The organism is Marinobacter sp. L-80, assembly GCF_056859395.1.
Genome location: NZ_JBSXOI010000011.1, coordinates 1 through 6,540, shown reverse-complemented (window position 1 = coordinate 6,540; position 6,540 = coordinate 1). Strand labels below are relative to the sequence as shown.

General features: G+C 55.0%; 4 protein-coding genes and 2 pseudogenes. 3 read left to right on the top strand and 3 right to left on the bottom strand.

Features of this window, described 5'->3' with window-relative positions; translation table 11 throughout:
- Together AC13E3_RS00285 and AC13E3_RS00280 are read left to right on the top strand one after the other, a co-directional pair.
- Window positions 1-247 (top strand): annotated as a pseudogene (locus AC13E3_RS00285) (hypothetical protein); the annotation flags it as partial.
- A gap of 143 nt (window positions 248-390) precedes the next feature.
- Window positions 391-732: pseudogene (locus AC13E3_RS00280) on the top strand (urease accessory protein UreH domain-containing protein); the annotation flags it as partial.
- On the opposite strand, the gene AC13E3_RS00275 reads toward AC13E3_RS00280, so the two are convergent.
- The 3 genes from AC13E3_RS00275 to AC13E3_RS00265 form a co-directional block, all read right to left on the bottom strand.
- On the bottom strand, window positions 729-2,315 hold the full coding sequence (locus tag AC13E3_RS00275) for a hypothetical protein (RefSeq protein ID WP_008174516.1): 1,587 nt from the start codon (window positions 2,313-2,315) through the stop codon (window positions 729-731). The pseudogene AC13E3_RS00280 and the gene AC13E3_RS00275 sit on opposite strands and share 4 nt — an antisense overlap.
- Before the next feature lie 58 nt (window positions 2,316-2,373).
- Window positions 2,374-3,735 carry a hypothetical protein gene (locus tag AC13E3_RS00270; RefSeq protein ID WP_303291894.1) on the bottom strand — a complete coding sequence of 454 codons (1,362 nt, stop codon included), beginning with the start codon at window positions 3,733-3,735 and terminating at the stop codon, window positions 2,374-2,376.
- A 358-nt stretch (window positions 3,736-4,093) separates the two neighbouring features.
- On the bottom strand, window positions 4,094-4,456 hold the full coding sequence (locus AC13E3_RS00265; RefSeq protein WP_008174513.1) for an EMC3/TMCO1 family protein: 363 nt from the start codon (window positions 4,454-4,456) through the stop codon (window positions 4,094-4,096).
- Between the two features lie 371 nt (window positions 4,457-4,827).
- On the opposite strand from AC13E3_RS00265, the gene AC13E3_RS00260 reads away from it, so the two are divergent.
- A complete protein-coding gene (locus AC13E3_RS00260) occupies window positions 4,828-6,153 on the top strand; it encodes an IS1182 family transposase (protein ID WP_405418166.1) in 1,326 nt (441 codons plus the stop codon).
- Window positions 6,154-6,540: the final 387 nt, after the last annotated feature.

The following is a 6,540-nucleotide window of genomic DNA, read 5'->3' as shown; positions in this document are numbered from 1 at the left end:
CCATGCTTTAGGAGCGTATTTTGCTACCGGTCTGCTTATAACCATAGTCTTTGAAGCCTGGGCCACAGGCGCAGGCCAGCGCTGGAGCTACAATGATTCTATGCCCCTGTTTCCCTTCCTTGGCACAGGTATCGCCCCTCTCGCGCAGTGGATTATCGTTCCAACAGTCTCGCTCTTTGGTTTGCGTTGGCTCTATAGAGGCTGGCTTGATCTCAGACGTCAGGGCGGTGATTACTCTCGGCAATAAATAATGGGCTTCGGCCATCATGCAAACGGCCCTACAAACACTTGCGCAAATACACCCAAAAGGAGTGTGACAGTCAGCGCTATTATCAGTACGGCTTTCAACCAGATATCAGTTCTAGCCACCACGACATTCCCTTGCCTGTGGCCTTTTTGCTGGGCATCGCCTTTGCCGTCGGCTGGACGCCCTGCATCGGCCCGATACTCGGAGCCATACTGGCGCTCAGTTCCACCCACGCCAACGCAGAAACGGGCATGTTGTACCTAGCGGTGTATTCGCTCGGCCTGGCACTCCCGTTTCTCGGAACCGCGCTGTTCATCGAGCATTTTCGCAAGCGAGTGCGCGGATTCAGCCGCTGGAGCAGGCCGCTAAGGGCACTGGCGGGCCTGGTGCTGATCATCATGGGCATAATGGTGCTAACCGGCCAGATGACCTGGTTCGCCACCTGGATGCTGTCGACCTTTCCCGTGTTGGGAAGGCTTGGCTAGTGTCCCAGGTCGGCTGGAAGCCGGTAGAGCCTTGTTGCGCCTTCCCCGGCCTTACTATCTCCACCTCGGCTTCCTACCGAGAAAAAGAACAGCCCGCCGCTCCCATAGGCCGGCTTCGCCGAGCGGGGTATGGATACCCTGGATCTTCCCAGAACCGATGGCGAGCCCGGGTTTGCGTCCAGCCAGTCGATAGCGACGACATCCCTGGGACCTGCGGCCTCCGCAGGGCTCGGGCGCTGCGCAATACCCACCATGGGGCGCGAAACCCTATCCGCCCCTCCAGTGCCGCCGACAAACGGGTTACCCAGGGACAGGGTTCTTGTCGGACTGAAAATCAGTTCCGGGTTTACCTCAAACCGGATTTCCGAGCTGACAAGAGGGTCCATATCGTAGCTGAGCTGCAATTCCGGGCCATTGCCGGAATACACAGAGGCTTTACCGTCAAACGCACTTACAAAAGCCAGATCGCCGCTGTCTGTCTTGCCCAGAACCCGGGAGCCCAACACCCTGAAACCCGGCGTCAGGGCGCTGAATGTGTCATTGGCGCTTTCCGCCATCTTCTCTTGCCCCGGCATAACCGTGTAAATCTTTGACCCGAAGCCGTGCTCTGCCGTATAGGACTGCCCCAGAATGGTGTCACTCCGCCCATCCAGGTCGGTATCATGCACGCCCATCATCAATGGCGAAAACCCGACCAACATGGCTCGGTCCCCGTCAAGCCTGACAACAGAACCTGACACCCGGTAATCATCCCATTGGTTGACCAGCAGATAAAGCTCACCGGCACTGCTATACCAGTCCATGTAAATGATTCTCTCGCCACGTGGAATATCAACCACGGCGATTTCGCTTACAGAGCCATCGGAGCGCCCCGAAAAAAACCTGATTGTCTGCTTGCCTTCCAGTGCCACGACATAACGCCCCGGGATTTCATGGACCGCAATCGAACCTGCCCGGCCCGGCAACTCAAGAGCAAGCTCGGCCTCCGCCTCTGCCGCAACACGAAAACTCTCTTCCTTTGAGTATGAAGCTGCGCCGATATCAATCATCCCGACCAGCCAGGTTTGGTCATAGGTGACAACTACCCTGCCCTTGCTTATTAACTCGAACGTCAGAGAGGGCTCTGCCTTGCTTTCCTCATTTTCCCAGACCAGGCGTGGAAACATGGATTTCAGTTCTTCTGCCACGGGCCCGCTTTTTTCGGTTGTACTTTTAATTACGGCCGGCAAAGGGCCAAACCTCTCCACAACGGCATTTACACCAGGCATGGGCCCGGACAGCAGCTTGCCAACGAATTCTTCCGGATTAATCCGTAAAATACCGATTACGGACCGGCGGTCACCGACCAAACTGGCATCGCCGTTCTGAACGGGTTTTGCCGTAACGAAAACATCCCCCACCCCCGCGACACTATTGTGCCGGTCTATGTAAACCAGACCTTCGTCCTTGTCGATCCGGCTGATCGCGGAAACAAAAGGATCGAAGCGCTCAGCTGCGAAACAGAGCTGTCCGGTTATTGTAAAAACAATTAAAACGACAAAACGAAAGATCCGGACGCTGGCACAGCTGATTACATTCGTCATACAGAGGCTCTTCGAAAGGAATAAGGTGCGAAGCGTCGGCTTCGCACCTTCTGGTCAGTTAAAACTTATACCGGACGCGGCCGGCAACATGCACAATGTCCTTATCACTCTGGCCGTTTTGAAGCGCGCCTTCCTCAAGTGCATCCACTGCATCTCCCGCAAGCAGATAAGCCGCTTCCGCCGCAATTTCCAGGGACGGATACGGAAGATAGCTCACCCGTCCACCGAACTCCAAGCCCAGATCTTTTGATGAACTCCCGTCAGCCAGCGTAATGGCTTCCGCCAGCCGGTTGTACACCAGCATTCCACTGAGCTTCAGGTTAGGCCGGACCTTGTGATCGAGCTGGATCTTATTCAGGAAATAGCCCTTATCCAGGATATAAGGCGTCTCGGCGAAATAATCATCGTCCGTGAAATTTTCCTGGAAAATCATGCTGTCCGTCAGATCGACGTCCGTGGAGATGAACGCATCGAAATTGGAATCCTGCTCATTGCTGTCCCCTGATGCATACACCATTGTGTAGGTGACGGTATTGGGACCGAACTGCAGGCCAAGCTCGCCACGGCCCAGAAAGGTGGACAGGTCATAGCTGGTGTTCGGATTCACAGCCCCGTTTATAGGGTTGAAGTTAACACCTTCTATCGTTCCCGTCTGGGCGATGGCGGTACCCTTGAGGAAAAGCCGGCCTGCCGACGTCTCCCTGTTGTAGTCGAAGGTCGCACCCAGGTTTGACACCGAGTATTCCGAGTTATCAGCAATCAGCTTCAGCTCGTAGTTCCTGCTATTGATTTCGCCGACCCCCTCTGCAACCTGATTGTTCATCTGATACAGATAAAAAATTCCGGCGTTCAGGTTGGGCGAAAAGTGCTTATCCAGGTTCAGCGCAAAGTTATCAGCGCCATCCCAGCCCTCGTCTTCCGGGGAGTCGTTGGCGCCCTCGTTGGTGGAGTCACCACGCCCCCACAGAAGCTGATAGTCAATACCAGACTGAAGCTTCCCGGTCAGCACCACAGCGGTTGCGGTCTCATTCCAGACATTGGCGTTGACCGAAACCGGCTGCAACCCGATTTTCAGACGCTGATCAACGGTATCGGGCAAAGCGAAGTCGACGTAAGCCCAGCGAGTCTCGACATTTACACCGTCACCGGAAAAGTCGCCACCTGAACCCTCGCCGAAGCGAATGCCGCCGATTTCGGTTGCGTACACGCCCTTGACCATTCCATCGTCAGAGGCGGCGGTGAACCAGAACCGGTATTTCATTTCACCATAAGTCTCGGTGGGATCGCTGTCTTTCAGCGTACCGCCACCCGAGTTTCCTGTTCTGAACCAATCCCTCTGATTGGTGTAGGCCTGAAACCGGTTGTTCATGTCGCCATGAAAATCAAATTCGGCCGCCATGACAGGGTTTGGAGCATACACTGCGGCTGCTCCGAGAATCGCCAGTTAAAGCGGGCTGCGCTTAAGTTTCAGTTGCTTCATTGTGATCCCTATTATTAGTCGTCTTATTAGTCGTCAGAAGAGCTCAGCAAACGGACCTGATGGTCGGTCATTCCGCCGTGTCGCATACAGCAGGGCAACCAAACTCCTGATTGCAGGCAGGCCGCAACCAATGAAACCTGAAACGAAGCTGAAAATCCAGAGGGCTTACGACTTATGTCTTAGACAGGACTGGCAACATGTCGGAGACAAAGGAGTTAAGGCGGTTTCTGGTGACCGCCTGGACGGTCACCTTTACAACAGATCGAATATCAGCGCGAAGGATAAGGGCTTGATGACCTCAATGGCCGGAATGGCCGGATTTCTCCGCCCCTTTCGATTTCATCGGCTGATCCTTCATCGACCCCTTCATTTCCTTCATCATTCCCATGCAGCCCTTCATGTCTCCATGCATCATCTGCATGTTTTCCTGCATGGCTTTCATATGGTCCTGCATCAGCTCCTGGCGCTTGGCAGGGTCCTGCTCCTGTTTGATCCGGCTCATCAGCGCCTGCATTTCTTCCATATTCTGCTGCATCGCCGCTGCTCTCTTCTGGTCCTGCTCCTGATGCTTTGCATCGCGATGCTGATCGTGATCCGCCGCCAGGGCCGGCATGGAAAGCAGACCGGCAATGACAGTAGCAACAAGTGTCAGTCGTTTCATGGTGTTCTCCGTCCGTCGAGTAATTGGGAACTGCGATTGCGTCAGCAGGTGTCCCCCGCTGACCGGGCCAGATTCTGACCGTCTGCCTATAGGATAGTACAAGCTTCGGTCAAGGTGAAGCCAGCCAATACCAGGAGGGATCGGCCGGCTCGCCGGAACACTGCCAGGGGCCAATAAGATCTGACGACATATCACATAGGCGATTTAGGCCCTTAGTGCTGGGTGCGATGGCTTTAACCGGCCAGATAATTCAATTAGCTTTGTGGAGGCTAGCAACATTCCCAGGGTTGGGAAGACTTGGCTAGGAGTCTGCGCGGCAGGAGCCACCTTCTGGCATAATACGTAAAAATTCTTCAGCACCGGAGAATCCGATGGGAACCACCTTCCGCCCCTATTCACCTGATCAGGAACTGCCTCTTCCCCCGAGCCTGAACGAGTGGCTGCCCGAAGGGCATCTGGCCTATTTCATCAGTGACGTGGTCGAGGAACTGGATCTGAGCGCCTTCTACGCCCGGTATGAAGGGAGCGGTCGGCGCAACTCGCCTTTCGATCCGCGGATGATGTTGAAGGTGTTGATCTATGCGTACGCGACCGGCGTGTTTTCATCACGAAAGATCGCCCGGAAGTTGGAAGAAGATGTCGCCCTTCGGGTCCTGGCGGCTGGCAATTTCCCCAGACACCGCACTATCTGCGATTTTCGCAAGCAACACCTGGCTGCGTTCAAGGCCGTATTTATTCAGGTGGTCCGGATCGCCCAGGAAGCGGAATTGGTTACTCTCGGTACGCTGGCGATTGATGGCACCAAGGTCCGGGCCAACGCCAGTAAGCACAAGGCCATGAGCTATGACCGCATGCGGGAGGAAGAAGCCCGTCTGTCAAAAGAGGTTGATGAGCTTTGTGGCCAGGCTCGCCGTGTGGATGAATCGGAAGACCAACAGTTTGGCCCGGATCAGCGGGGCGACGAGTTACCCGAAGAGCTTCAGCACCGTCAGGGGCGGCTGGACAAGATCCGGGCAGCGAAGGAGAAACTGGAAGCGGATCAAAAAACGCAAGATGAGGCCAAAGGCCGGCATCCAGACGATGATCGCCGCTCACCCAAGGGTGGCCGGAACTTCAAGAGAGACTATGGAGTTCCGGAGGACAAGGCTCAGAGTAACTTTACCGACCCCCAAAGCCGGATCATGAAAACGAATGATGGGTTCCAGCAATGCTATAACGGCCAACTGGCCGTGGATGGCGAGTTCCAGATCATCGTGGGCAACCGCCAGGGTAACAACCCCAGTGATAACGGCTGTCTGGTGCCGCTGCTGGGCGAGGTAAAAGAAACTCTGGGAAGTTACCCGGGCCAATGTCTGGCTGATGCGGGTTATCGCAAAGAGGAAGACTTGCAGGCATTGGAGACAAAAGGCATAGATGGCTACGTCTCGCTGCGCCGGGAAGGCAAAAAAACCGGAGATATAAACGCGAGCCGGTACCCGGCGACGGCCCGCATGGAGGAGAAGCTTACCACGGCGGAGGGGCGAGCAGTCTACGCTCAGCGCAAGCACATGGTTGAGGCGGTGAATGGCTGGATCAAGAATGTCCTGGGCTTCCGGCAGTTCGGCTTGCGGGGCCTTCAGGCGGTGCAGGGTGAATGGGATCTTGTCTGTCTGTCGCTCAATCTCAGGCGCATGAGTTCACTGATGAGGCTGGCATAAGTCGCTGAGGCAGCCTTTGGCTCACGGTAGGTACAGCTGGGGCCCTGCGATGCCCCTTTTAACCGGTTAACTGGCTGGATCGAAAGCGATGATGGAGCCGATCCGATATCGCGAACACTCCTTCCGGCCAGACAATGATCCGGTCTGGCGGAAACGAGGGCTCAAAACGTTTCTGCCGCGCAGACTCCTAGTATTCAATTGGAAATGGCGATTTCAACTTCGACTGCCTGAAATTAATAGATTAGTTGGATAGATTATGCATTGTTCACGTCGACCATCACGTAGAGGCTGGTTCCTGTTTTTTTTAATCTGGTCTGTCAGCTTTTTGCTGCATTTTTTTTGGGAAATGATCCAGGTGCCTTTCTTTACAGGGATGATGGAGGCGTC